The 24,653-nt window shown below is 63.9% G+C and carries 26 protein-coding genes and 1 tRNA gene; 8 read left to right on the top strand and 19 right to left on the bottom strand.

Annotated features, from left to right (window positions below; all coding sequences use genetic code 11):
- Positions 1-267: 267 nt before the first annotated feature.
- From thiE to pilM, 12 genes are all read right to left on the bottom strand, one after another.
- A complete protein-coding gene (thiE, locus tag NTV05_07160; GenBank protein MCX6544180.1) occupies positions 268-960 on the bottom strand; it encodes a thiamine phosphate synthase in 693 nt (230 codons plus the stop codon).
- Complete coding sequence (accC, locus tag NTV05_07155; protein MCX6544179.1) at positions 957-2,330, bottom strand: acetyl-CoA carboxylase biotin carboxylase subunit; 1,374 nt, start codon at positions 2,328-2,330, stop codon at positions 957-959. Before accC ends, thiE begins: the two co-directional genes overlap by 4 nt.
- Complete coding sequence (gene accB, locus NTV05_07150) at positions 2,330-2,815, bottom strand: acetyl-CoA carboxylase biotin carboxyl carrier protein (protein ID MCX6544178.1); 486 nt, start codon at positions 2,813-2,815, stop codon at positions 2,330-2,332. Before accB ends, accC begins: the two co-directional genes overlap by 1 nt.
- Before the next feature lie 4 nt (positions 2,816-2,819).
- Entirely contained in the window at positions 2,820-3,980 is a 1,161-nt protein-coding gene (locus NTV05_07145; protein ID MCX6544177.1) for a Xaa-Pro peptidase family protein, read from the bottom strand.
- The gene (locus tag NTV05_07140; GenBank protein MCX6544176.1) at positions 3,973-4,548 is read right to left on the bottom strand and encodes a tetratricopeptide repeat protein; all 576 of its coding nucleotides are present in this window, start codon (positions 4,546-4,548) and stop codon (positions 3,973-3,975) included. The genes NTV05_07145 and NTV05_07140 overlap by 8 nt, the downstream gene beginning before the upstream one ends.
- 28 nt (positions 4,549-4,576) lie before the next feature.
- Positions 4,577-5,344, bottom strand: a complete 768-nt coding sequence (locus NTV05_07135; GenBank protein ID MCX6544175.1) for a PKD domain-containing protein — start codon at positions 5,342-5,344, stop codon at positions 4,577-4,579.
- A 90-nt stretch (positions 5,345-5,434) separates the two neighbouring features.
- Positions 5,435-6,049, bottom strand: a complete 615-nt coding sequence (locus NTV05_07130; GenBank protein ID MCX6544174.1) for a hypothetical protein — start codon at positions 6,047-6,049, stop codon at positions 5,435-5,437.
- Positions 6,050-6,079: 30 nt separating this feature from the next.
- Entirely contained in the window at positions 6,080-7,927 is a 1,848-nt protein-coding gene (gene pilQ, locus NTV05_07125; protein MCX6544173.1) for a type IV pilus secretin PilQ, read from the bottom strand.
- Positions 7,928-7,982: 55 nt separating this feature from the next.
- Positions 7,983-8,441 carry a hypothetical protein gene (locus NTV05_07120; protein ID MCX6544172.1) on the bottom strand — a complete coding sequence of 153 codons (459 nt, stop codon included), beginning with the start codon at positions 8,439-8,441 and terminating at the stop codon, positions 7,983-7,985.
- A complete protein-coding gene (gene pilO, locus NTV05_07115) occupies positions 8,441-9,055 on the bottom strand; it encodes a type 4a pilus biogenesis protein PilO (GenBank protein ID MCX6544171.1) in 615 nt (204 codons plus the stop codon). The genes NTV05_07120 and pilO overlap by 1 nt, the downstream gene beginning before the upstream one ends.
- Before the next feature lie 57 nt (positions 9,056-9,112).
- Positions 9,113-9,697 carry a PilN domain-containing protein gene (locus tag NTV05_07110; protein ID MCX6544170.1) on the bottom strand — a complete coding sequence of 195 codons (585 nt, stop codon included), beginning with the start codon at positions 9,695-9,697 and terminating at the stop codon, positions 9,113-9,115.
- Entirely contained in the window at positions 9,694-10,755 is a 1,062-nt protein-coding gene (pilM, locus tag NTV05_07105; GenBank protein MCX6544169.1) for a type IV pilus assembly protein PilM, read from the bottom strand. Before pilM ends, NTV05_07110 begins: the two co-directional genes overlap by 4 nt.
- Positions 10,756-11,067: 312 nt before the next feature.
- On the opposite strand from pilM, the gene rplM reads away from it, so the two are divergent.
- From rplM to NTV05_07065, 8 genes are all read left to right on the top strand, one after another.
- A complete protein-coding gene (gene rplM, locus NTV05_07100; protein ID MCX6544168.1) occupies positions 11,068-11,499 on the top strand; it encodes a 50S ribosomal protein L13 in 432 nt (143 codons plus the stop codon).
- A 1-nt stretch (position 11,500) separates the two neighbouring features.
- On the top strand, positions 11,501-11,893 hold the full coding sequence (gene rpsI, locus NTV05_07095; GenBank protein ID MCX6544167.1) for a 30S ribosomal protein S9: 393 nt from the start codon (positions 11,501-11,503) through the stop codon (positions 11,891-11,893).
- A 35-nt stretch (positions 11,894-11,928) separates the two neighbouring features.
- Entirely contained in the window at positions 11,929-12,771 is an 843-nt protein-coding gene (rpsB, locus tag NTV05_07090) for a 30S ribosomal protein S2 (GenBank protein MCX6544166.1), read from the top strand.
- 114 nt (positions 12,772-12,885) lie between these two features.
- Positions 12,886-13,488: a translation elongation factor Ts gene (gene tsf, locus NTV05_07085; GenBank protein ID MCX6544165.1), complete on the top strand. Its 603-nt coding sequence runs from the start codon at positions 12,886-12,888 to the stop codon at positions 13,486-13,488.
- 108 nt (positions 13,489-13,596) lie between these two features.
- Positions 13,597-14,328 (top strand): UMP kinase, encoded by a 732-nt coding sequence (pyrH, locus tag NTV05_07080; GenBank protein MCX6544164.1) that lies wholly within the window; start codon positions 13,597-13,599, stop codon positions 14,326-14,328.
- 71 nt (positions 14,329-14,399) lie between these two features.
- Positions 14,400-14,969, top strand: coding sequence for a ribosome recycling factor (gene frr / locus NTV05_07075; GenBank protein ID MCX6544163.1), 570 nt, complete (start codon positions 14,400-14,402; stop codon positions 14,967-14,969).
- 174 nt (positions 14,970-15,143) lie between these two features.
- Positions 15,144-16,316, top strand: a complete 1,173-nt coding sequence (locus NTV05_07070; GenBank protein MCX6544162.1) for a threonine synthase — start codon at positions 15,144-15,146, stop codon at positions 16,314-16,316.
- Between the two features lie 164 nt (positions 16,317-16,480).
- Positions 16,481-16,556: transfer RNA gene (locus tag NTV05_07065), tRNA-Ala, on the top strand.
- 1,959 nt (positions 16,557-18,515) lie between these two features.
- Here NTV05_07065 and NTV05_07060 read toward each other — a convergent pair.
- The 7 genes from NTV05_07060 to NTV05_07030 form a co-directional block, all read right to left on the bottom strand.
- Complete coding sequence (locus NTV05_07060) at positions 18,516-19,439, bottom strand: hypothetical protein (protein ID MCX6544161.1); 924 nt, start codon at positions 19,437-19,439, stop codon at positions 18,516-18,518.
- Entirely contained in the window at positions 19,436-19,951 is a 516-nt protein-coding gene (locus NTV05_07055) for a hypothetical protein (protein ID MCX6544160.1), read from the bottom strand. Before NTV05_07055 ends, NTV05_07060 begins: the two co-directional genes overlap by 4 nt.
- Positions 19,952-20,472: 521 nt before the next feature.
- Positions 20,473-20,610, bottom strand: coding sequence for a hypothetical protein (locus NTV05_07050; protein MCX6544159.1), 138 nt, complete (start codon positions 20,608-20,610; stop codon positions 20,473-20,475).
- 3 nt (positions 20,611-20,613) lie between these two features.
- Positions 20,614-20,772 (bottom strand): hypothetical protein, encoded by a 159-nt coding sequence (locus NTV05_07045; protein ID MCX6544158.1) that lies wholly within the window; start codon positions 20,770-20,772, stop codon positions 20,614-20,616.
- A gap of 359 nt (positions 20,773-21,131) precedes the next feature.
- A complete protein-coding gene (locus NTV05_07040; GenBank protein MCX6544157.1) occupies positions 21,132-22,169 on the bottom strand; it encodes an RHS repeat-associated core domain-containing protein in 1,038 nt (345 codons plus the stop codon).
- Between the two features lie 1,004 nt (positions 22,170-23,173).
- Positions 23,174-23,734 (bottom strand): hypothetical protein, encoded by a 561-nt coding sequence (locus NTV05_07035; GenBank protein ID MCX6544156.1) that lies wholly within the window; start codon positions 23,732-23,734, stop codon positions 23,174-23,176.
- A 183-nt stretch (positions 23,735-23,917) separates the two neighbouring features.
- Positions 23,918-24,652, bottom strand: coding sequence for a hypothetical protein (locus tag NTV05_07030; protein MCX6544155.1), 735 nt, complete (start codon positions 24,650-24,652; stop codon positions 23,918-23,920).
- Between the last annotated feature and the right edge of the window lies 1 nt (position 24,653).

The raw sequence follows: 24,653 nt of genomic DNA, 5'->3' as shown, positions 1-24,653 counted from the left end.
TGGTCCTCCAATTCCGCAACACGAACGCGCCCGGGGTCCAGAGCTCACACTCAGGCGCCGTAACCGACAGGGTGCGGGCATTATACATGGAGAGGCGGCGGGATTCCCGCCTTCGCCGGCGCGCGGCGCGACCGGCTGGCGGGACAGGCGCGATTCTGGATCAGGGACTTGAAGTGAACGCCAGACGAGACACACGGGCCCCGGTTCCGGCCACGCTGGAGCGTGGCGATCCCAGGGGGGAATCGTAGGGGCACGGCATGCCGTGCCCTACCGAGATGCCAGCTGGGACAGAAAGGCCCTCGCCCGGCCGGCGGGATCGCCCGTCGACAACAGGTCGGAGACAATCGCCACCGAATCGGCACCCGCGCCAATTACGTCCGGAGCGGAGTCAAGCGTGATGCCGCCGATGGCGACCAACGGCAGTCGGGTCGTGTGTGTCTCGGTGGCGTAATCGGCGAGGACCAGCGCAGCCCGTCGCACCAGATCCAATCCTCCCGCGGGATAGCCGGTGTCTTTCGTGCCGCTGGCAAATACCGGTCCCACCGCCAGGTACGAGATCGGTTCTGTCACACCCTCTGCGATCTGATTGTCGGTGTAAGTCGAGAGCCCGATCAGCGCGCTGGCGCCAAGCCAGTCGCGCGTTCGTCGCGGCGGCAGGTCGTCTTGTCCGACGTGCACCCCATCAGCGGTCGCCATCACGGCAACATCGACGCGGTCGTTGATGATGATGCGCGCCCCGGCTGACCGGCCGCGGCCGACCACCTCCCCGGCCCATCGCAGGAAGTCCCGTCCGGATGCGCGTTTGGCTCGGAGTTGAATCAACCGAGCGCCGCCATCGATGAAGGCACCGGCCAGATCGGTCACGGTCCATCCGAAACGCGCCGCGACCTCGGCATCGACGATGGCATAGAGGGCCGGGAATCGGGTTTCGGGGTTCGGGATTCGGGGTTGGGCGCTCACACCGCTTCGGCCAGGCCGTTCGCCTTCGGCGTCACCGCGAGGAATCGTTCCATGAAGCCGGTATCCAGTCTGCCGGCGACGAAGTCCGGGGACGCCAGAATCCGGCGATGAAGCCCGATGGACGTCTTGATGCCCTCGACGATGGTCATGTCGAGCGCCCGCCTCATCCGCGCGATCGCCTCTTCGCGGTCCCGGCCGTATGCCATCAGCTTGGCAATCATCGAATCATAGTACGGGGTCACGGTGGCCTCGGCGTACATGGCCGTGTCGACGCGAATCCCAGGTCCGCCGGGGATGCTGAACGTCCTGATCGTGCCCGGCGACGGGATGAACGTGTCGGGACATTCGGCATTAACGCGACACTCGATCGCGTGCCCGGTAAAGACGATGTCGGACTGCTTGAACGACAGCCGTTCGCCGGCGGCGATGCGGATCTGCTCTTTGACGATGTCGATGTTGGTCACCAGTTCGGTGACGCCGTGTTCGACCTGGAGCCGCGTGTTCACTTCCATGAAGTAGAACTTGCCTTCCCGGTCGAGCAGGAATTCGAACGTACCCGCGTTGGTGTACTGCACGCGGCGCGCCGCGTCGACGACCAGGGCTCCCATCTTCCGGCGCATCTTGGCGGTCAGAGCCGGCGACGGCGATTCCTCGATGAGCTTCTGGTGGCGGCGCTGAATGGAGCATTCGCGTTCGCCCAGGTGCACGATGTTGCCGGCATGATCGCCGAGGATCTGGAATTCGACGTGCCGAGGATGCTCCAGGTACTTCTCGACGTACACGTCCGGCACGCCGAACGCCGCCTCGGCTTCGCGCGAAGCGGTCCGGAAGGCCCGGGCCATCTCTGAGGGAGTGCCGACGACGCGCATGCCGCGGCCGCCGCCCCCGGCGGTGGCCTTGATGATGACGGGATACCCGATGTCCTGGGCGACCTTCAGGGCCTGATCTTCGCTGTCGAGCGTCCCCTCCGACCCCGGAAGCACGGGCACGCCCGCCTTCTTCATCGCCCTGCGGGCGCGGGCCTTGTCGCCCATCAGGCGGATCACCTGCGGATTCGGCCCGATGAACTTGATGTGGCAGGCCTCGCAGACCTCAGCCAGATACGCGCTTTCGGACAGGAACCCGTAACCGGGGTGGATCGCGTCGGCGCCCGTGATCTCGGCTGCGCTGATGATGGCCGGCACGTTCAGATAGCTGTCGGTGGCTCGGGGCGGGCCGATGCACACGTCCTGGTCGGCAAACCGGACATGCAGCGTCTCTTCGTCGGCTTCCGAATACACGGCGACGGTCTTGATGCCCAGTTCCCGGCACGCCAGAATGACGCGCAGAGCGATCTCACCACGATTGGCGATCAGGATCTTCTTGAACATCACTTCACCTTGACAGCGAACAGACGTTCTCCGTACTGCACCGCCTGGGCGTTCTCCACGTACACGGCGACGATCTCGCCGTCGTAGTCGCTCTCGATCTCGTTCATCAGCTTCATCGCTTCGATGATGCAGAGCACCTGGCCCTTCTTCACGTGTGCGCCAGTTTCGACAAACGGCGGCGCCCCGGGTTCGGGCGCCCGGTAAAAGGTCCCGACAATGGGCGACTTGACGATGGCCATGTCCGCGCCAACAGGTTCGGTGCTCGACGCCGGGCGGGCTTCGGCAGGCCGTGCGACGGCCAGCGGAACGACCCCGGCCGCCACGGCTGGCAGTGCCGGGTAGGACGGCCCGCTTTGCACGTGAACGACCTGTGGGGCGCCCGCCTTCTTGACCTTGATCTTGGTCCCATCCACCTCGAGCTCGAACTCGGTCAGATCGTGCTCACGCACCAGCTCGAGGATGCTACGAATCTCGTCGACATTCATGGTTCTACACCACCAGAAGCTTGCGCGACACGTGGGTCAGCAGTTCGACTCCGCCCACGACCACGGCCACATCATCCTCTATTCGAACGCCGCCGAGACCGGCGACGTAGGCGCCCGGCTCGACGGTAAATACCACACCCGGCCCCAGCATCTCGTCGCGCGACACCGGCGCGACGCCAGGGACATCAGCGCGAAGGGGCCCAACCCGGGGCTCCTCGTGTATTTCGAGGCCAAGGCCATGCCCGGTGGCGTGCCCGAACGCCGACCCGAGACCGAGCCTCTCCAGAACGTCCCTGGCCGCCCGATCGACCTCGCTGACCCGTACGCCAGGCTGGATTATCGCCAGCGCAGCCGCCTGGGCCTCGAAGACCGCGTCGTAGAGACGCTGGGCCTCAGCCGACGGCGGGCCCACACAGACCGTTCGTGTCAGATCGACGCAGTATCCGTCGTACACGCCCCCGAAGTCCAGTACGACCAAGTCGCCTGGCTTGAGCGGCCTGATGCCAGGCCGCGCATGGGGAAGGGCGGAGTTGGGTCCGGACGCCACGATGGTGTCGAAGGCCGGCCCCTCAAATCCGCCCATTTTGAGGCTGAAATCAATCCCGGCGGCAATGTCCCGCTCGATCTGACCCTCCCGGATTGCCCCCAGCACGTCGGTCGCCACCCGGTCCAGCAGTTCGCCCGCCACCCTGAAAGCCGCCAGTTCCGCCGGATCCTTCCAGAGACGCTCGGCCTCGACGAGGCGGGCGATCGGCACGAATTCGACGCTGGCCCTCCCGCGAACGGTCTGTCCGTCAAGAGCTGCGACGATCGACTGGTGCCGGCCAAAGGACAGGTAGTCCGATTCAAAACCAACCCGGAGCAGGCGGGAGTGGGCGATCTGACTGACCACTGTGGCGTCGTAGGTCGGATCGACCGGGACGAGTCGGAGGGTCGGGCAGACAGGTGCCACCGATTCCCGGACGGCGGTGACGTAGCGGCCATCGGTGATGAAGATCAGCTCGTCTGACGTCAGTACGACGATTGCCGCACTGCCGCTGAACCCGGTCAGGTACCTGACGTTGGGCAGGTGCGTCACGATCAGCGCATCGAGCCGATCGGCATCAAATCTGCGGCGCACCCGTTCGTGGCGGTCCTGCAGCAGGTCTGCGGTCAGATTAGGCATGTTCCGGGTAGAGCCGGCGACGCCGATCCGCCATGATTGCCTCAAGCCAGCGATGCAGATAGGCTGACACGCGCCGGGCACGCCCTATATCCGTACGGTCGGCTGCCGTCGTGGCAGGCCCGCTGGCGTCATCCGGTGATGCCGCGTGGTGTGTGGCGGCGGTGGCCTGCCCTCCGATCTCGCGGCGCAAGTCCCGCACGAGCTGCTCCGTGTTCGAGTCGCCGCCCCCCAGCGCGATGACGTCCTCGAACTGTTCGAGCGCTTCGGGCAGCTCACCACGGCGACGGTGAACCTCGGCCAGACCGCGAATCGCGGCGAGATTCTCCGGAGCCTGTTTCAGAACACCGGAGAGCTCCCGGCAGGCGTCATCCAGTTGGTCCACGTCCAGCAGGGCTCGTCCAAGCGTGACGCGGGCGGATAGATACCCGGGATGCCTGGTCAGGCCGGTCCGGCACGTCTCGATCGCTTCCCGGAGGCGGCCAGCGCGGCGGTATTCCTCGGCGAGCTGCGCAAAAGCAATCGAGGCCGGATCCTTCTGGAGGCGGCCTCGAAGCTCGTCGATGCGCATAGGAGCCTGATTGGTCATCCCGATTCGTCTACGGCTTGCACTTCAACACGGTCACCACGGTGGCGAATTCCGTGGATGAGCCCAACAAGTCGGCCACGGTCAACCGCACGACGAAGATTCCGCTGGTGGTGTTGGACGCGGTGCCCGAACAGCCGTTGAACGAGTGACTCTGGACAATGCCTGAACCTCGCGAACCATCGCCAAAGTCCCACGAGTAGCTCGAGATCGGGCTCGAACCGGGCGAACTGGCAGACGCGTTGAAGTACACGCTCTGGTCGCCGATCGGAGCGGCAGGCAGGAACGTGAAGCTGGCGATAGGTGGATTGGCGATGGCGGCCGAGGTCAGGCGAATGGTGACGCTTCGGGGAAGCGCTCCAGAGGCGTCGGCGCCGACGGGTGTCACGAGGATCATCACCGATACCAGAGTGTTGAGTGCCGTATTGGGCGCGTTGTAATACACCGAGGCCCGCCCATCCCCGCCGGTCGTCATCTGGCTTGCGGACAGCTGTCCGACGTCGCCGACGACCGTCCGACCCAGGGCATCGAGCCCTCTGGTGGCAAGGGTGAGGGTCAGACTCGGGATGGGTTGATTGCTGGCATTGCGGGCCTGAATCGTGATCTGCGACTGGGCGGCCCCGTTCCGCGCGAGGCTGTCCGGGTTGGCGTAGACGGCAATCGACGTCGAAAGTTCCGAGGGCCCCGTCAACGGCGGTGCATCGATCTTGGTTGTGCAGCCGAGGCTGCCCGCCAGCGCCACTGCCGCGCCCATTGCGAAGACGATGATTCTACGCGTCATGGTCCTGCCCCGTCCCCATGCAGCCTGTGCTGCGCTCAATTCAAAAACTCTCCGGCCGATGCTTGTCCTGTCCCGCGCCACTCGTTGCGCCTAGCCGGCCCAATCAGCAAAGTTCACCGAAATGGTGCCCGTCACGGAGACCTGTCTGCCGTTCTGGTCCTGGCCGTAGAAGGTCACGTCCGCCAGCGTCGAGATGAAGATCGCACCCCCGGTACCGCGCAGTCCCATCAGCGGCGACTCGGCCTTGGCCTGCGCCCGAACCAGAACGAAGTCCAGCGGCGTGCTGCCGCCCGCGGAGATGGTCGCAGTGGCCGCGCCGTCGAACGCGTAGGGGACGTCGACGCCCTGCGTGTTCCGGCCGTCTGATCGCCGGAACGACACGTGGTAGCGCGTGACGGTCACCGAATTGCTGGGGCCGCTCGGTGACGACGCGTCCTTCAGTTCCACGCGCAGCGTCGCCTCGCCCAGATCCGAGTAGATGCCACCGTTAGCCGCCACCACATCGGACGGCAGAGTGCTCGAGAAGGTGCCGGAACCGGTCCCCCCTCCGGGCGCTCCCTGCAGTGAATCCATGATGAGGTACGACGCCGAGCGTCCCGTCGAATTCACCTGCCCGCACGCGCTGATCGCCGCCAGCGTCAGGATGACGATACCGCCGGCTTTCCATCGCGACGCGGCGCGTCGGGAGTGCCATCTCTGCTGCATATTGCCTTCTCCTGCCCTCTTGTCCGCCTGCTACCGGCGGATCCGCGGCGTGATGAAAATCAGAAGCTCACGGTTCTCGTCGGAAAACGTGTCGCGCTTGAACAGCCACCCGAGAAGCGGAATGCGCGCCATGAGCGGCACCTTGTCGTTCTGCGTCTGCTCCTGGCTGATGACGATGCCGCCGATGACAATGGTGTCGTTGTCGTTGACAAGCACCTGCGTCCAGGCGCGCTGCGTGTTGATCGGGGGAATGCCGTTGACGGCTTTCGAGAAGTCCGCCGAGGCGTTTTCGAGCTTGACGTCCATGATGACGGTGTTCGACGCGGTAATCTGCGGCCGGACTTTCAGCGTGAGCGCCGCGTCCTTGAACGTGACGGTCACCGTGTTGTTCGCCTGAGTCTGGATTGGGATCTGGACGCCCTGCGTCATCTCGGCTTCGTAGTTGTTCTGCATCATGACGCGGGGTGACGAGAGCACGCGGGCACTGCCCTTCCGCTCCAGCGCGGAAAGCGCCACGTCGAGGTTGAAAGCGCCCGTGACCGATCCCATCGCCAAGCCGAGCGTCGTGGTGGCGCCGGCGGCGCCCAGGTTGACGGCGTTGGCGAGCGTCCCGCCCTGCGCGGTCTGCGACTTATCCCCACCCCGGCCTTCGAGCGCGACCTGGTTCGGGAACGTCAGCGGCGTGGTGTTGCCCAGCTGCGGCACGGCCTTGCCCGACAAGCCCCACTGGACGCCGAGGGCCCGGGCGCTGTCGCGAGATGTCTGGACGATGCGAGCTTCGACTTCCACCTGTGGCTCAGGGCGATCCAGTGTCGTGAGCAACTGCCCCACCTGCTCGAGCGCCGCCGGCAGGTCACTGATGATCAGTGTGTTGGTGCGCGGATCCATCTGAACGTCGCCACGCTGGGTCAGCGTCTTCTTCACCAGCGCCTGCAGATCAGCCGCCTTCGCGTAACTCAACGTCCTGGTCAGCACCTTCAGCTCGCCCGACATGGCCTGGGCGTCCTTCAGCTTCTGTCGTGCCGTTTCCTCCTCGGCCAGCACGGCGAGCGGCGCGATTCGGACGACGTTGTTCTCGATGGCGTAACCCAGCTTGTTGGCCTTGAGGATGTATTCGAGCGCCTGATCCCACGGGACCTCTTTCAAGACGACATCAACGGTCCCATTGATGCTGGGATCGACGATGACATTGAGGCCGCTGATTTCTGTGAAGCTGCGGAGGACCGCTCGCAGGTCGGCCTGCTGGAAATCGAGGCTGATGAGGTGGCCCGTGTACTTTTTCGCGCCCTGAGCCGACGGATCGGCCTGTGTCATCGGGGAGGGAGCCGGCGCGGTGGCCGGGGGGACCGCCACGACGGCCGCTGCGGGAGTCGTCTCGGCCCGCGCGAGGGAGGACGGGGCGGAGCCCACGCTCTGCGGTACGGCGGACGCCGGATCCGGGCCCGCGACTGCGGGCGCGAGGGCGGCATCACCGAGCCGGGTGCCGAACTCGACGATCACGGTGTTCCACCGGCTGCGCACGGTCGGTTTGCCCGGCTTGGCGAGCGTCAACCTGATGCGGGCCAACGGGGCGCCGTCGTCGGCCTGCACGGATTGGACGCGCAGGTCAGCGAGCATTCCGGTCGGTTTCGCCACGAACGGCGATGATCCGGTCGTAACATTGCGCAGATCAACCAGCAGCGTGAGGGGATCCGGCTGCGCGGCCACGTAGGCGACCGGGGCGCTGGTCTCGATCACCACCGCGGTCGCGCGACCCTCAACCCGGGTCGACACGCCGACCAGCCGTGCTCCAGCGACGCCGTCGCCGGTGGCATGCAGGGGTGAGACCAGCAGCGCCGCGCCTGCCACCAGCATGGCCAGCAGGCCTGCTTGTGTCATCCGGCGACGTGACGATTCTTGGCGGCCCATCGACATCACAGCCTTCCTCTCGGCGTTACTTCTGCTCGACCGCGGCGCGCAGTGTCTTGCGCACCTCTCGCTGTTTGGTCACCGACAGCGGATCGTTGACGTCCTGGGTCAGGACGAGCGTGTCCGCGGTAATGGCGCGCACGAACCCGTCAAGGAATCGATCGTTGACGCGCACCAGATACGTCTTGTTGTCCGGCCCCTGGACCAGCGCGATGTTGTCGCTGCGGCCCTGCAGGATGCCCTTGAGTGCGACCTCGTTGACCAGGAGGCTGCGGACTCCGTCGAGCACCTTGCCGTCCGGCCGCCGCACGGTTTCCCGGCCACGGCGCAGCAGGCTGACGAACGGGTCGCGACGCCCTTCGGGGTTGTAGGCGTACGCCGGCCGCGCGGCCGGGCCTGCCTGGGGCGGCGCCACCCGCCGCGCCGGTTCCTGGCCGCTCGCCGACACGGCCACGAGGAAGAACGCCAGCAGCCAGGGTCTCACTACTTGACTCCTGCAACAGGTTTGGCCGCAACAGGCTTGGCGGCACCAGGTTTGGCGGCCTCGATCAGCACGAAGGTGGTTGCCACGAAGGCGACCTGGACGCTGCTGTTCGGATCGGGCTTGTCCTTGGCCCGGATGCGCACAGCACCGATGTTAATGATGCGCGAGAACCTCGAGATGCGGTCGAAGAACATCCCGAGGTTGTGGTAGGTCCCGTCGAGCTCGACGTTGATGGGCCACTCGACATGCATCTGCTTGGTCACCACCGGAGCCGGGGTGAACAGCCCGATCGTCAGGTTCGACTGCATCGCCAGGGTCTGCAGATTGCGAAGCAGGTCGCCGAAATCCTTTTCCTCGGGCAGGACCGCCCGAAGTCCTTCGAGCCGCCTCTCCAGTTCCGCCACCTGGGCCTGGAACTGGTGCAGCTGGCCGGCGATGGTCATCCCCTTCCGGATGTCCGCTCGAAGCACGTCCAGACGCGCCTGCTGTTCGGCCTGCTTGGCGATCACGGGCGTGGCGTACCAGTGGTAGAACGCCGCCACGCCGAGGATTGCCACGGCGACAAACGCTCCAGCCTGCGCGTACCAGGGCAGTTTTTTCAGGCTCAGGTCCATGGCTAATTCAGTGGTATCGGGATCATCCCTGTTCAGCTTTACCGAAAACGTGCCACGTCAGGCGCCCGGGGGCGCGAAACGCGCCTTGATCGTAAACCGGATCAGGGACGTCTCGGCCCCCTGCACCTGATCCAGCTTGCTGTCGATGATCTCGACAGGCTTGGTAAACCACCCGCTCCGCTCGAGATTGCCGACAAAATCCGACAGTGATGTCAGCGCGACGCACCGTCCCTCGATGGTCAGGTCGGCGCCCTTCTGATCGAGCTGCGTGAGCCACAGCTGCTCTGGCAGACTGCGGCTGATCTGGTCCAGCATGTGGACGGGCCCGCTTTGTCCGCGCCGCAATTGCTCGATCAGCGTGACCCGCTGCTGCAGTTGCGCCCGCTGTTCCTCGAACTTCTGCACCTGGAGGATGTTGGTTCGCAGCCGCTCGCTCTCCTGCTGCGCACTGACCAGCATGTCCGCCAGGCGGTTCGACTCCTGCTGCAGCGACCAGTACCACCACGCCACGCCCACACCCGCCAGCGCGAGAATCAGCGTGCAGGCGACCGTCACCTTCTGGCCGGACGCGTCAAACGATGAGATGGCCGTGCGCCGCTTGGGCCGCTCGTGATCCGGGCTCAGCAGGTTGATGTGGATCATCGGTCGCCCTCCCGCCGCAACGCCAACCCCACGGCCACCACTGACGTCGAGGCCGCGTCGGCCGCTGTGACGCCGAACTTCGCCGCGTCCAGAAGGATGCGGCGGAACGGATCGAGCGGTTCCACGGGCAGCCCGAATCGCTCACCGAGCGCGCCGATGAACCCATCCACCCGGGAACCGCCGCCGCAGACCATGATGCGGTCGAGGCGCTCGGAGGTGGCCGTCGCCCGGAAGAAGTCGAAGGTCTTCTGGACCTCGAGCAGCACGTTCTCGGTGACCGCCTTCAGCACGACGCGGACCTCCTCGATCGCCGTGCCGGCGACGGCCTCGCCGCGCTTGGCCTGCTCGGCCTGCGCGAATGGCAGGTTGAACTCGCGCTGGATCGCTTCGGTGAACGCATGGCCGCCGACCGAGATATCGCGGGTGAAGACGGAGGCCCCGCCGCGAACGATGTTGATGTTGACGGCGCTCGCGCCTACGTTCATCAGCACGTTCACCTCGGCCGGGTCCGCGTCGTAATTGGCCTCGAAGGCGTTCTGCATCGCGAAGGCATCGACATCGATGACCACCGGCACGCGACCGGCTTGTGAGATCACGCTCGTGTAGTCTCCGATCTTGTCCTTCTTGGCCGCGACCAGCAGCACGTCCATCGCCGCCTTTCCATCCGTGCCGCCCGCGTCGAGAATCTGATAGTCGAGATTGACGTCCTGCACGTCGAAGGGAATGTACTGCTCGGCCTCCCACCGAATCGTCTCGGACAATTCCGACTCGGTCATCTGCGGGAGATTGATCTTCTTGACGATCACGGCATTGCCCGAGAGCGACGCCGCCACCCCGCGGGACTTGATGCCCGCCTGGTCGAGGACGCGACGGATCGCCTCGGCGACGCCGACCCCGTCGATGATGGCGCCGTCGACGATACTGTCTGGCGGGATCGCCTCACTGGCGATTGCGGAGACGCGGTACCCCCGGGCCACCGCCTTGAGTTCGACCGCCTTGACGGCGCTTGATCCGATGTCGAGCCCGACGACCGTCTTGGACTTGCCGATGCCGAACACGTCGGTATTCCCTGCCCTTTCCGAAGCCCCGGGGCCGTCGTGGGGAGAACGGCAACCCGTAAGTCTCTGGCTGGATGCGATTTATGTAACAGCCCCAGACGTCGACCCGGTGCATGAGAATCCCCACGCACCCGTCTTCGTCCCTGATTATCGGCCCATGATGGGACATCCTGCACCATTTTTTGTAGTTTTTTTTGCGTGCCCCTTCCCGTGCCCCCCGGGCGTGACGAAGGACGGTTGACAAGGCGCAGAAGGACTGGTACGATTTTGGTTTGCCGTCGCTGAAATTGACTGAAACATAGGGACTTGCAGATGCGAACGTACACGGCGAATCTCGCCGAACTGGATCGGCAGTGGGTCGAGATCGATGCCGACGGAAAAGTGCTGGGGCGCGTGGCCACACATGCCGCCCGGCTGTTGATGGGCAAGCACCGTCCGATCTATACGCCCTTTCTCGACACGGGTGACTTCGTCATCGTCGTCAACGCGGGCCGCGTTCGGCTGACGGGCCGCAAGGAAGAAGACAAGATCTACCGGCGCCACAGCGGGTATGAAGGCGGCTTGCGCGAAGAGCGCGCCAGCGTCGTGCGCGCGCGAACGCCGATTCGCCTCGTCGAGGAAGCGGTTCGGGGCATGCTGCCGAAGACGAAGCTGGGCGATGCGATGTATCGCAAGCTGAAAGTGTACGCGGGCGCCACCCACCCGCATACCGCGCAGAAACCACACAAGCTCGAGGTAGCGTAACTTGACTCTGATCCAGTACTACGGCACCGGGCGCCGTAAGACCTCCACCGCCCGCGTCTTCCTTCGGCCGGGAACCGGCACGATCTCGGTCAATCACCGCGAGTTCGAGAACTACTTTCCCACCGGCGTGCTGCGGACGGAGATTCGCGAGCCGCTGGTGCTGACCGAAACCGCCGACAAGTTCGACATTCTGGCGACGGTCGCCGGCGGCGGCATCGCGGGACAGGCCGGCGCGGTTCGCCTGGGCATTTCGCGCGCCTTGTGCCGCTACAACCTGGAACTGCGCGGCGCGTTGAAGAAGGAAGGCCTGCTGACGCGTGACGCCCGGGCCAAGGAGCGCAAGAAGTACGGGCTGGCCGGCGCGCGCAAGCGCTTCCAGTTCAGTAAACGGTAATCGAGAGGCACGTGTTTCGGTTGGAGGGAGGACGCTTGAGCGGGATCGCCATCAAGGAACTGCTGGAAGCCGGGGTGCACTTCGGTCACCAGACCAAGCGCTGGAATCCGAAGATGAAATCGTACATCTTCGGAGAACGCAACGGCATCTACATCATCGACCTGGGCAAGACGTCGAAGCTCTACCGCGAAGCGGAGGAGTTCGTGACGAACCTGGCGGCCGACGGTGGCACGGTGCTCTTCGTCGGAACGAAGCGTCAGGCACAGGACGCGGTGGCTGACGAGTCGCAGCGGTGCGGCATGCACTTCGTGAACCAGCGCTGGCTGGGCGGGCTGCTGACCAACTTCACGACGATCCAGCGCAGCTTGGCGCGCCTGCGCGAGCTCGAGGCGATGAGCACCGACGGCCGGTACGAGTCGCTCTCGAAGAAGGAAGTCGCGGGCATCGAGAAAGAGAAGAAGAAGATCTCGAAGAATCTCGATGGCATCAGGCAGATGACGAAGCTGCCCGACGCGATTTTCGTCGTGGACACGCGCAAAGAGAAGATCGCGGTCGACGAGGCCCGCAAGCTGAAAATCCCGGTGATTGGCGTCGTCGACACCAACTGCGACCCGGAAGACGTCGATTTCGTGATTCCGGGCAACGACGATGCGCTGCGGTCGATCCGGCTGTTCACCTCGCACATCGCCGATGCGATCCTGGCGGGTCGCGGCATGAGGGAATCGGCCCACGCCGAAGCGCAGGCAGAAGCCGACGCGGCGGCGGCGACCGACCGGGCGGCGAGGACCGCGGCACGCCGGCCCAAGCCGGATGCCACACCTGCCCCACCGGCTCCACCGGCCCCGCCAGCACCGGCGGCAGCACCGGCATCGGCCTGAGAGCCTGACGTGGCGGACGCTGCGGCGTCCCGAGGATGATGAGACTGGATACCCGCGCCGGCCGGAGACGTTCCCTGGCCGGCGTTTTTCTCGTACAGCGGAGAAGGTAGCGCGATGAGCATCACAGCAGATCAGGTGAAGACCCTTCGGGAAAAGACGGGCGCGGGCATGATGGAATGCAAGGCCGCCCTGACCGAAACCAACGGAAACATCGAGGAGGCCGTCACCGTCCTCCGCAAGCGGGGTCTGGCCCAGGCCGCCAAGCGGGCCGGCCGGAACACGTCGCAAGGACTCGTCGGCAGCTACATCCACATGGGCGGCAAGATCGGCGTCCTGCTGGAAGTCAACTGCGAATCCGATTTCGTCGCGCGCACCGAGGATTTCCAACACCTCGTCAAGGAACTGGCGATGCACATCGCGGCGGCCGATCCGAAGTACGTGCGCCGGGAAGACGTGCCGGCCGAACTCGTCGAGAAGGAGAAGGCAATCTACCGGAGCCAGTTCGAGGGTTCGGGCAAACCCGCACAGGTGATCGAGAAGATCGTCGAGGGCAAGCTCGGCAGTTTGTACAGCCAGATCGCGCTGCTCGATCAGCCGTCGGTGCGTGACCAGACCATCACGGTCGGTCAGATGGTGTCGCAGGCGATCGCCAAGACCGGCGAGAACATTGTCGTGTCACGGTTCAGCCGGTTCAGGCTGGGCGAGAGCGGCGAGTAGCCGTCCGAAACGCCTCTTCCGACTCGTCATTCCGGCGAAGGCCGGAATGACGAACTCACAGTGCCCGCGATTGTCGCTTCTCGAGGGACTGATATAATCGGTCCGCCTATGACCGACACCGCGCCTTCCGCTCCCGCCTTTCGCCGTGTGCTGCTCAAGCTGTCAGGGGAAGCCCTGATGGGTGAGCAGCAGTTCGGCATCGATCCCCACGTGGCCTCGCAGATTGCCCGCGAGGTGGGCGAGATCCAGCAACTCGGCGTGCAGGTGGCCATCGTCATCGGCGGCGGCAACATCTTCCGCGGGATCGCCGCGAGCACGAAGGGCATGGATCGCGCCCAGGCCGACTACATGGGCATGCTGGGCACGGTTATCAACGCGCTGGCGCTGCAGGATGCGCTCGAGCAGATTGGCGTCGTCACGCGCGTGCTGACGGCGATCGAGATGCGGTCGGTGGCGGAGCCGTTCATCCGGCGCCGGGCGGTCCGGCACATCGAGAAGGGCCGCGTGGTGATCTTCGCCGCCGGCACGGGCAATCCGTACTTCACGACCGATACGGCGGCGGCGCTGCGCGCGATGGAGATGAAGGCCGAGGTCATCCTCAAGGCGACCAAGGTCGACGGCATCTACTCGGCTGATCCGGTCACGAACCCGAACGCGACGAGGTTCGAGCAGATCACGTATCTGGAGGTGCTGGAGAAGCAGCTCAAGGTGATGGACGCGACGGCGATCTCGCTCTGTATGGACAATCACCTTCCCATCATCGTGTTCAACCTTCGCACCCCGGGGAACATGAAGCGTGCCATCATGGGCGAATCCATCGGCACCACCGTCAAGACATAGTCACTAAGCCATCCGGGTCGCAGGGCCGGTTACCGCCGGCTTGACGTGGCGGCCTGCCGGAGTAGACAAACATGGATGTCATCGATCTCAAGAGCCTGTACGCCGATCTCAAGAAGCGCATGGACGCGGTGATCGACCATTTGGGTCACGAACTAGCCGGCGTGCGCACGGGGCGCGCCACCATCAACATTCTCGATCCGGTGCATGTCGACGCCTACGGTTCGCGGATGCCACTCAATCAGGTGGCGTCGCTGTCGGTGCCCGATCCGATGACCATCGTCGCGCAACCGTTCGATCCCTCGCTGCTCGCGGCGATCGAGAAGGCGATCCGCGCATCGGATCTCGGATTGAATCCCAACAACGACGGCAAGCTCGTGCGCATCCCGATCCCCCCGCTGACCGAGGAGCGGCGCAGGGAGATGTCGCGGCACGTGCACAAGCTTTCCGAGGAGGCGCGCAACAACGTGCGGCAAGCCAGGCGCGACGCCAACGAGAAGCTCAAGAAGCTGCTCAAGGACAAGCTGGTCTCGGAAGACGATGAGCGTAAGGGCCTCGACGAGGTCCAGAAGGTCACCGACCACCATATCCACGTCGTTGACGATCTGCAGAAGAAGAAGGACACCGAACTGCTCGGAAAGTGAGGCGGCGCTCCCCTGCCCTGCGCCTTCCGAATCGCCTGCCCCTCAGGTCCTTCGGTACAGCGGTTCGGCAACGAATCGATTCACTGAGGACCTGATGTTGAGTGAGCGTTTTCCCGGATCGCTTCGCAGGAATACGCAACTGTCAACGCGAGTCGAAGCACTAAGGACGTCGTTGTGTCGCTGCTGACCCATCTCGAGTGTTCTGTTCCCTGCGGGGCGCCGCCGCGCGACCCGCGCCAGTGGAACCACCTGTGCTCGTGCGGCATGCCGCTGGTGGCCCGCTATGATCTCGCGGCGGCCGCCGCGACGTGGTCGAAGGAGAGTTTGCGAGGGCGCGAGCCCAACATGTGGAGGTATCGCGAGCTGATGCCGCTGGTCGATGGCGAACAGCCTGTGACGCTCGGTGAGGGCTTCACGCCGTTGTTTCATGCCGAACGGCTGGGCCGGGACCTGGGCCTGACGTCGGTCTACATCAAGGACGAGTCGCTGAATCCGACCAACTCGTTCAAGGCCCGCGGCCTCTCCGCCGCCGTCACCAAGGCGCGCACGGTCGGCGCGAAAACGCTCTCGGTGCCGTCGGCGGGCAACGCGGCCAACGCGATGGCGGCCTACGCCGCGTGCGCTGGCCTCGAAGCCAAGGTCTTCATGCCGCGCGACGTGAAGGTGCCGTTTATTCGCGAGTGCCAGCTCTACGGCGCGGACGTGACGCTGGTCGAAGGGCTCATCACGGACGCCGGACGCGTGGCCGCCGAGCGGGGAGGTCCGCTCGGATGGTACGACGTCTCCACACTCAAGGAGCCGTACCGCATCGAGGGCAAGAAGACGATGGCGTACGAGCTGGCCGAACAGATGGACTGGCGGTGGCCCGACTGGATCATCTACCCGACCGGCGGCGGCACGGGCATCGTCGGCATGTGGAAGGCGTTTGAAGAGATCGAGCGGATCGGCTGGGTGCGCAACTGCAAGCGGCCGCGCATGGTGAGCGTCCAGGCGGAGACCTGCGCACCGATCGTCCGCGCCTATCAGCAGGGTCTGGAAAAGGCCGAGATGTGGCAGAACGCGACGACCATTGCCGACGGCCTGCGTGTGCCAAAGGCGATTGGCGACTTCCTGATTCTGCGAGCCGTGCGCGAGAGCGGCGGCACCGCGTTGACCGTGAGCGATACCGACATGGTGCGCGACATGAAGGCCATCGGCGCGCTTGAAGGCGTGAGCGCCGCGCCAGAGGGCGGCGCAACACTTGGGGCGCTGCGCAAGCTGCAGGCGCAAGGGCTGGTCAAGCCGAACGACACCGTCGTGCTCTTCAACACCGGCGGGGCGTTGAAGTACTTGGACGTGCTCGCATAGTTGGAACACGTTCTCGTCACCCCGGCGAAAGCCGGGGTCCAGCCCATCGAAATGTGATCGGGTCGCTTTTTCTGTTGCCTGAACGGCCATAGAACACGCGAACCGATCACACCTTCGGGCGCGTTGTGGCAGCCCGTTGCCGCGTGGTAGAATAATTAGATAGTGGGCGGCTAGCTCAGCTGGGAGAGCGCCGCGTTCGCAATGCGGAGGCCGCGAGTTCGAGCCTCGCGCCGTCCACCAAGAAAACCCGCGGAATACGGCCCGGTTCGCACCGGGCCGCTGCGCTGTACGGGCCGGCGGCTGGGCAGTTGTGCCCAGATTGTGCCCAACCGAGCCGACTCCAGCGCGGCTGTCTTCTGGGGAGCGGCCGAATGCGCATAGCGTTCCAACATGCGGATGGTCGAGTGACCAGCGATCTCCATCACGGTGACGACATCGGAACCGGTGGCAATCATGCGGCTCAGCGCGGTATGGCGCAGGGTATGAACGGTTACGTCTCCGGAGGTGATACCAGCCCTCACGTACGCTCGCCGCACCACGTGGCGCATTCCGTTTACCGTGTAAGGCCGCTGGCTGCGCGGGTTGAAGAAGACCCAGCCCGAAACCCGAGGGAGCGTATCAAGGACGACCTTCATCTGGCTCGTCAGCGGAATCGTGCGCTTGCGGCCGTTCTTGGTCTGCAAAAAGGTCATCTCGTCAGCGGTGACCTGCACCCACGGTAGATTGAGCAATTCACCAGCCCGCGCCCCAGTGATCAACGCCAACGCGATAAACGCCCGCGCCTTCCCAGAGGCCGCAGCCAGAAGTGCCTCCTGTTCGACGGTCGAGAGGATGCGTGTCCGCCTGTTCTCGACTTCCAGTCGCTTGACGCGCTTCGCGGGCGACGGTTGTTGACCTGGGCGTGATCGCGAAGATACACAGAGGCGAATTCTCGAAACGTCAGATCCGGGAGGCGACGAATGCCGTGCCGTCCTTCAAGAATTCTTCTTCGCTCGGAGGCTTCGATGTTCGTTGCCACCCGTTTGTCCGACGTTTCGGTGGTAACGCGATACCGGTGACGATTCACCGTGAAGGTGGCCCACCAGTAGTGTTCACATCGAGGAGAAGTCGGACAGTGGAACGGGTTGGGATTCCCGTCCTCGTTGGTCGAGACCACTCTTGGTCTACAGCGTTTGTAGAGACTCACATCGACTCCATCTCGCCACCATCGTGCCGACGTTCTTGCTTGGTCAACCTCGTAGTCCACGTTCTGAAGCAGTCCGCCACCGCAGGGCCAGAGCCTCAACCTCCGCTCGGGGGATGCGTGTGGCTCTCATTCCTGCCGGATGGATCGCGCGCAATTGGTCGCTCCGAATCAACTGCCACACGGCGCGCTCGGAAATGGCAAGCATTGCCGCAGCATCTCGAACCCGCAGCAACAAGGGAATGCAGCGATTACTCTGAGCGTAACGCGGGGGTGCTCCTGTCGGCTTCCACAGTTCTGGCAGCTTCCACAGGCCGTTGATTCTTGTGGTCATGCGGCTTCTCTTGCTAGCAAGAATCCTGGACGCCGCGGCGGATCAGCTCGTGGATTGGGCAAGCAGAATCTGACGCCTGACGGGTGGGGCGAGGGAGGGAGCGACCCCCGAAAGAGAGCCGGCCCTTGGCCCGGCTCGGGCGGACCAGGCCGCCCAACAGGGGGGTCGCTCCCTCCCTCGCCCCCATCCTGGCGTCGGTCAGAGCCACGGCGGCAAACGAACGCCGCCTCCACGGAAACACGCAGCGGAATGAGACTTGCGACGACGGGGCGATCTGCCGACCAGGCCGGATGGATAGACATCCAGGTAGAAGGGTGGATCCGGGCACGCTGTCTAGGCGGATGTCTATCTCCAGCTCCGCGTCGAACCACTTGAGGGCGTGCGGGCCGCCGCACATACAACCAGCTCGCGAGGTCTGCGGAAGGTGGTCAGTAACGTGCCTGCGAGGTCTCATCGGGTGTCGGCTCCTGCCCGGAACATCAGGCAAGAACCGTGACAGGTACGCCTGTCGGCGCCGGTTTGGCACGCCCAAGCACCGTGAAGCCCGAACAATTCACGGCCGAAGTATGAGTTGGCCAACGGTCCGGAGCTAACCGACGCAAGCGTTTACCGCCGCGGGAAATCGAGATTCTTTGCGTTCTGGCGCAGCCCCAACGGAAAGTTTCTTTCGGCGGGTGCCGTGTCACCCCCACAACTCGCAGATGGTGATGGCTTCGGACGACTTGCCGAGCCGCATCAGTTTGCCGTTCACCACGCCGCGCTTTAGGGCCTCCTCGGCCGCGTCCAACCGGACATGCTCGTACAACGGGTGGGTCTGGCCCGACTCGATGGCTTGGCGCACAAACGGCAACCGCGCAATCCGGTCTTCCATCTGTTGCACCCGCTGCGGGTACCGTTGCCGGATATCGAGTCCGAAGTCGACGTTCTCCGAGTCGTCGAAATACGACTCCATCGGCAGATCGAGGGCCGACCATTCGTAGATCAGATTCTCGCCAGCCACCGTGATGTCTGCCTTGGGTTTGATGGGCTCCGTACAGATCCCCACCTTGTCGACACCCTCACCGCTGGTGCGCACCACCATGTACCGCTTGTTCTTTTCGAAGGTGGGTGTCTCGTCGCCCCGCTTCACGAAGTTCTGGACACACAACAGATTCGCCCCGACCGAACACCGCTCGAACAACGATACGTCGTCATTCTGCACGGCCGTCGCCGTGTACGGCGTCGCCTCCAGGACGCGACGTGGATACTCGTGGCGGATGTAGTGCTGGAGGGTCGGAGACGTGCCGATCTCGATCCCATAGCTCGTGAGGAGCTGGCAGTAGGGGTGCGTGGCGATGTCGCCAGCGAGGTGCTTCCACAACTCGACCTTGCGCCAGTCCGCCACGCGGACACCGGTGACGCCGAAGTACGTGCCGTCACGCATCAGGGTGGTCTGCGTCCGCAGATCGAGTTCACGGAGCACGTCGGCCGCGACGAGGTCGTTGGGTTTGAATAGCAGATACCGGCCGTTCTTGTGGAGGGTCACGCTGGGTTTCGAGACATCCCGAATCACCGGGAAGTCGAAGCAGAACGTGCCCTGCCCCTCGGCCACGCGAGGGTGTCTCATCCGAGGTCACTCCCAACACGCGGAACGAGGTCAGCCATCTTCGCGCCTGAGTGTCCCTGCCGGGTGGGCGAGCCCGAGAACCCAATCGTCGGGCTCTGGTCCTCGTCGTCATCGCCCTCGTAGAGACTTTCTGCGCCACCTGTCTGTCGAGCCGCCTGGTCCACATTCGCACGCTGAACGCGCATGGCATTGCGCATGTCCACTTCGGTGAAGGGACATTCGAAGATCACCTCTCCGTCCCGGCGGTAGGCCGTCCACGTCTGCTCGCCCCGGATGGGGTCCAGGTGTGCACCCGCTTCCAGTAACAACTGGACGAAGGCCATGCGGGCCTGCTGCATGGCGATGCTCGATTCGGCATCGGCGATGGCGGCGTTGCGGGCCGCCTCGTTGGAACGAGCCCGTTCCACGTTGAACCGGTCGAACAGGGTTTCGATCGCCTGACGGGCCGCCGCATCCGCAATCGAGGACAACTTCAGGGTCAGCGGCTTGAAGGCTCGTTGTCGTTTCATCATGGGTTTCCAATCTGATGGTGGTAGGACGCCAGACACAGCGGAACGAGCGGCGCAAGTGCCGACTGACGCACGCAGACCGTGCCAGTGTCGAAGTCCGGAGCGGCGAACCGCCGCCTGCTTCTATGCGTTCGCCGTGGTGATCACGTTCGCGAAGTGCGCCCGTACGTGCTGCGCTTCCTTCGGGTTCTTGACGGTGGCGATCTCTTCTTTCGGCTTAGGGGATGCCTGGACAAAGGGGCCTCCAGCCAGCTTCTGCTCGGCGGGTGCGCGGCGTCAATTACTATTGCCGGCCGGCAGATCTAATTGTCGCCGCTCAGCGGGTTCACACAGGTCTGCAGGCAGTGGAGGTAGCGCAGGGGCTCTTCTTGACCTAGCTCTTGGTTGGGTCCCGGAAGCACCGCATGTGAGGGGCAAACCACAGGCGACGCGGTGAGTCTCCGCCAGAGGGATCTACCGCGCGGCGAGGATGATGTATTCCGGCGGCAAGGCAAGGGGGCCCGAAGCGCCATACCTGCTTCGGGTCAATCACCCACACTCAACGCCTTCCGGTAGCGGTGGTCCGACTCGCCGACCGCCCAGTAGAGCTTGTGATGGACGTGGAAGATGCGCCCCGCGTGGGCAGGCGCCGACTCGTCCGTCGTCGTAGGCCCGCCTCGCATGAGTTACTCGAAGAGGTCGTGTCTTTGCCGACCGTGGGCAATCCCGGCAAACGTGCGGTACTGGCGCGGCAGACACACTCCCGAGTGCTCAAGGACGAGCACGAGAAAGTGCGCCTGCCGCTCGGTGAAACCGGAGGCTTGCAGCGCCCGTACCTGTGCCACGGTCTTTGTCCGTCAAGACCGGCAGGACCTGACAATTACCTCCCTCGCCCGCTCCCACGCAGCCGTAGGCTTAAGGACCTGGCTCTCCCGCTCCCGCCACTCAGTCGCTGACGAATTCGAATTCACGACGGCGTCTTCGAACAGCAGCAGGCCTTCCCGACCGTCGTACGTCACTCGGACACGCCTGTGCCGAGTTCCAGCGTCAACCACCCACGATCCAAAAGAGAGGGCGTCGTAGCGATGACTGTACAGCGCGATGCCGTCGTCGCTCAGCTTCTTGGACAGTCGAGCGAGCTGTTCAAAATACGCCGTACTGATTTCTGCATCACTGGGCAAGGTTGTTTCCATTCTGAGGGCGATCACTTCGCCGGCGGTATTAGGCTTCGCCCATCCGACCCGATGGTATACCCACGAGCCATGAGGTAGTCGATTTCGTGTCGCAGCCACACTCCACCCTTCTTAAGAGCGTCAGCCACGTTCATTGTCACAATGAAGGTCTGCCCCCGAGAGATCGCACGGTCCAGAAACTTGTCATTCGCCGCCAATTGCTGGGCCTCAGACATCTTCTCCCAGATACTCCTAGGGATATTGAACGACTTGGCTCCCAACTCCCGTGCAAGCTCCAGGTATCGAGGGTAGCTGCCAATCACGACGGTACCGGTCGCGGTCGCCGATCCCGCCAGAGCAGTCTCCGCGCCCCCCATTCCCGCAAATGCTGGCCCCGCTATGCCCAGCGTGGCCCCGACCACGAAGCCCTTGGCCGCCTCGAATCCGACGTTGCCACTTAGCGGCGCTCTCCCGTGCGAGACGTTCTCGTAGATCGCCCACCCGCCGTAGACGGCCGCCCCAATGCTTCCGGTGATCAAGAGCGGGTTCTTGCCGTCGGGATCCGTGTACTTCAGGGGATTGTTCGTGACGTAGGCATATCGGTTCCAGCGCTGCGGATCGACCACTGCTTCTTTGACGCTCAGTTCGGGGTCGACCGTGCTAAATCGCCCGACGCTGGCCCGGTAGTATCGCGCGCCGAAGTAGTCGAGTCCAGTCTCCGCGTCGCGCTCGTGGCCCGTGAAGAGCTTCTTCTCCTTCGTCGTGGGTTGGGGCGCGGGCCACTCCTCCCCAAACGGCAGGAAGTCGTGGCGGCTCACGACCTGCCCCGTCTGATCGGTCACGACACGCACGGACCCCAGCGCGTCGAGGTGGTAGTACTCGACGATCTGCCCCGACTGCGCGAACGCCGGTGCTGGCAGCAGCAGCGCCGCCACGATGAGGAAACCGGCTGTCACGAGATCGTGAGCCGCTTGCCGCCGCCGCGGGGCCGGCGAGGTGGCGCGAACAGCGCGGGTGACCCCTGCGTCCGCGAGAACGCGACTGATCGTGGCGAACAGTCCGCGGCTCATCGGTCACCTCCCACGTGCCACGCGATCAGGTTACCCGTCAGCGGCTCCGGGTCCCGGCCAAAGTAGTGAACTTCTCCCCCTGTAGCCGTGTCGAGGAGTCCCACATCAGTGAACAGGCGGTGGTCGGCGACGGTGAGAGGCTTCACAAACCCTGTTCTCAGGCCTGTGTGCTCCCAATCGACTGAGCCTTTCTGAGGATTCAGTGCAGCAACGCCTTCGTCCTGCCTCGCATCCAAGAAGATACGCTCCCCATCTGTTATCATCCGCCGGGACCGATTAGTCACGTCCAACAGATGCTTCGTCCAACGGACACTCCCATCTCGAGAGTCGACGCCGTAGAGACAGAATCCCCCTCCACAGCCCAAGATCAACGCGGTTTCAGCGGCGACTACTGGGCCAAAGTCCGCAGGCGAAGGCAACTCTATTCGCCATGCGACTCGCCCTGTTGAGGCGTCCAGCCGAACAAGCTCTGAACCGCGAGCGAACAGCACATACGTGGGCGCCCCGTCCTGGCCCGTGGCCACCCAGAATGTCGGTCTTGGCATGCCCTTCGACAGTTGCCCAGCCGAGCCGACGGCATCACCCCCTATCGGTAGCCCCGCGACGAGAACAAGACCGGCCATCCACGTGAGCGGTCGCGTGCGGGTCGGTATCATGACTCCTCCTCCCGTCTCTTCTTGGCCGGTGTCGGGGGATCCTGAGGTTTCGGTCTGTACAGGTACACGTCCCCTATCTGCGCCGGTTTAGCGGGTTCGACTCGGCCAAGAGCTTTCAAGTCAGCATCGGTAGGAGCTGCCCCGTTCTGGCGAGCACGCTCCGGACGTACCCGTTGTCCGCCAGCGTCAAGGTCTCAGCCATTAGGGGAGCGTGAAGCCGCCGTCCGGCTTGCCATTCGGGTATTGGGTCTGTTGGGCGCCGGGGCCGAGCTCGTCTGCGACAAAGGTCGACGGTTCTCGTAGGGCAGTTATTGGCAGGGCGGGACGCGTACTCCTGAAGTGACAATGTTACCATGCTTCACCTGACACCAACTGCATGTGGACGATGCGCCCTTTGTGATCCGTGTCGATTGTCAGCGTCGTACCGTCTTTCCACTGTACGATCAAACGTGAAGGCTCAATCGAAAGCCGCGAACCGTAGCATCGACGGACCTTGTCAGCGGAATCCCCAAGGGCCAGCCCTGCTCCCGTTATCCCAAGACCGTTCTTCGACGGGCGGCTACCCCACACATCCACAAATCGAATCTCGGTTTCAACGAACTTGCCATTCCGCTTCTCGAACTGTGTTCCGGCTCGGAGTCGGACCTCCCCTGTCTCCCACCAGTAGTCCTTGGCGTCCAATCCCGGGAACTTCTCGTCCGCGAAGACTTCCGCGCGGCTCGGTTCGCCTATCTTGGCCGCGACATCCACTGGTCGTGTCCTGGCGATATCGATCTCGGAGAGCACATGTTCAGGAGGAGACTGTGACACCTGCTCCTTCGAGAGGTGTTGCGCTGGCAGTGGCGCCATGAGACACACAGAAACAGCCGCCGCTGCAGTGAACCGTGACGCCATTTCCGTGACCTCCATGCTAGATCTCCCGCAGGACTGGCCCAAACTGTTCGGGGACCTGAGGTAGAGTATCGTGCTCTGACTAGCACGCTGTCCGCGACCGATGACCGCGCGATTCGGGACGAACACGAAATGGCCGCACGGTCACAACACGGTAGAGCGTAACACTGGATACGTCTTACCTGCCAGTCGTGCTCTTCGCTAGAACGCTATCTTCATCTTGGCCAATTGAGTAAGTACGAACGAGTCCATGTTCGCAGGCCTGTTATCGATAACAGCCAAACTCGTCAACGGGTCACTTGGCGCCGTGTAGGCGATCGTCATCATGGCCTCGTCCGTCGTTCGGATACAGCCATTGGTCCACCAGAGGTACCCTCCCCTGTTCAGTCGGCCAGAGTGGATTCCCACACCTGTGTGCATCCCTCCGTCCTCCCCCATGAATGGCTCAACGGCGAAGATCCCATAAGTGCCAAGTCTGCTGTTTGGGGACTCATCTCCGAATCCCCTGGTTGTCGTAGTGTCTAGGAAGTCGTACACACCGTCGGCAAGTCTTCCGATTGTAAGTTCCGGGGACGGCCTGTTGGTCGCGTCCCACGAGCCGATGAGGTTGCCGTCCTTGTCGAAGAAGTACAGCCTATTGTCCTTGCCGTTGAATACGATGCTGGACCGGCCGTCAGTATCAATGAACCTCAGTGGATTGTCTTTCGCGTACGCATACCGGTTCCACCGCTGAGGATCGGTGAGGTTCTCCGACCAGGTGTAGACCGGGTCGATCGTGGTGAATCGCCCGACCTGGGGCCGGTAGTAGCGCGCGCCGAAGTAGTCGAGTCCAGTCTCCGCGTCGCGCTCATGACCGGTGAAGAGCTTCTTCTCTTTCGCGTTCGCCGGCGGATTCCATTCCTCTCCAAACGGCAAGAAGTCATGGCGGGCGACCACC

It is taken from the genome of Acidobacteriota bacterium, assembly GCA_026393755.1.
Taxonomy (GTDB): domain Bacteria; phylum Acidobacteriota; class Vicinamibacteria; order Vicinamibacterales; family JAKQTR01; genus JBAXOX01.
The sequence above is the reverse complement of the archived record's forward strand: the minus strand, read 5'-3'. Positions and strand labels throughout refer to the sequence as shown.

Bases quoted from the DNA above. Each gene is read 5' to 3' on its own strand.
- accC (MCX6544179.1), bottom strand. From the start codon at position 2,330: ATGTTCAAGAAGATCCTGATCGCCAATCGTGGTGAGATCGCTCTGCGC.
- accB (MCX6544178.1), bottom strand. From the start codon at position 2,815: ATGAATGTCGACGAGATTCGTAGCATCCTCGAGCTGGTGCGTGAGCAC.
- NTV05_07145 (MCX6544177.1), bottom strand. From the start codon at position 3,980: ATGCCTAATCTGACCGCAGACCTGCTGCAGGACCGCCACGAACGGGTG.
- NTV05_07140 (MCX6544176.1), bottom strand. From the start codon at position 4,548: ATGCGCATCGACGAGCTTCGAGGCCGCCTCCAGAAGGATCCGGCCTCG.
- NTV05_07135 (MCX6544175.1), bottom strand. From the start codon at position 5,344: ATGACGCGTAGAATCATCGTCTTCGCAATGGGCGCGGCAGTGGCGCTG.
- NTV05_07130 (MCX6544174.1), bottom strand. From the start codon at position 6,049: ATGCAGCAGAGATGGCACTCCCGACGCGCCGCGTCGCGATGGAAAGCC.
- pilQ (MCX6544173.1), bottom strand. From the start codon at position 7,927: ATGACACAAGCAGGCCTGCTGGCCATGCTGGTGGCAGGCGCGGCGCTG.
- pilO (MCX6544171.1), bottom strand. From the start codon at position 9,055: ATGGACCTGAGCCTGAAAAAACTGCCCTGGTACGCGCAGGCTGGAGCG.
- NTV05_07110 (MCX6544170.1), bottom strand. From the start codon at position 9,697: ATGATCCACATCAACCTGCTGAGCCCGGATCACGAGCGGCCCAAGCGG.
- rplM (MCX6544168.1), top strand. From the start codon at position 11,068: ATGCGAACGTACACGGCGAATCTCGCCGAACTGGATCGGCAGTGGGTC.
- tsf (MCX6544165.1), top strand. From the start codon at position 12,886: ATGAGCATCACAGCAGATCAGGTGAAGACCCTTCGGGAAAAGACGGGC.
- pyrH (MCX6544164.1), top strand. From the start codon at position 13,597: ATGACCGACACCGCGCCTTCCGCTCCCGCCTTTCGCCGTGTGCTGCTC.
- frr (MCX6544163.1), top strand. From the start codon at position 14,400: ATGGATGTCATCGATCTCAAGAGCCTGTACGCCGATCTCAAGAAGCGC.
- NTV05_07060 (MCX6544161.1), bottom strand. From the start codon at position 19,439: ATGAGACACCCTCGCGTGGCCGAGGGGCAGGGCACGTTCTGCTTCGAC.
- NTV05_07055 (MCX6544160.1), bottom strand. From the start codon at position 19,951: ATGATGAAACGACAACGAGCCTTCAAGCCGCTGACCCTGAAGTTGTCC.
- NTV05_07050 (MCX6544159.1), bottom strand. From the start codon at position 20,610: ATGCGAGGCGGGCCTACGACGACGGACGAGTCGGCGCCTGCCCACGCG.
- NTV05_07040 (MCX6544157.1), bottom strand. From the start codon at position 22,169: ATGAGCCGCGGACTGTTCGCCACGATCAGTCGCGTTCTCGCGGACGCA.
- NTV05_07035 (MCX6544156.1), bottom strand. From the start codon at position 23,734: ATGGAGGTCACGGAAATGGCGTCACGGTTCACTGCAGCGGCGGCTGTT.